At 74.4% G+C, this 234-nt stretch carries 1 protein-coding gene; it reads right to left on the bottom strand.

Annotation, left to right across the window (positions count from 1 at the left end; translation table 11 throughout):
• Positions 1 to 37: 37 nt before the first annotated feature.
• The coding region (locus tag GTR02_RS25060; protein WP_166609616.1) for a hypothetical protein at positions 38 to 234 on the bottom strand (197 nt) is incomplete at its 5' end.

The raw sequence follows: 234 nt of genomic DNA, 5'->3' as shown, positions 1-234 counted from the left end.
CGGCGCACCTGAACGCCCACGGGATCCCCGCGGCCCCCTACACGGGGGCGACGGACAACGCGGAGCGGCTGCAGGCCGAGGACGACCTCATCCACGACCGGGTCAAGGCGCTCGTCGCGACGAGCGCCTTGACCCGGTCGTGGATGAGGTCGTCCTCGGCCTGCAGCCGCTCCGCGTTGTCCGTCGCCCCCGTGTAGGGGGCCGCGGGGATCCCGTGGGCGTTCAGGTGCGCCG

It is taken from the genome of Kineococcus siccus, assembly GCF_009906795.1.
Lineage (GTDB): Bacteria > Actinomycetota > Actinomycetes > Actinomycetales > Kineococcaceae > Kineococcus > Kineococcus siccus.
Note: the sequence above shows the minus strand (reverse complement) of the source record. Positions and strands in the feature narration are given on the sequence as shown.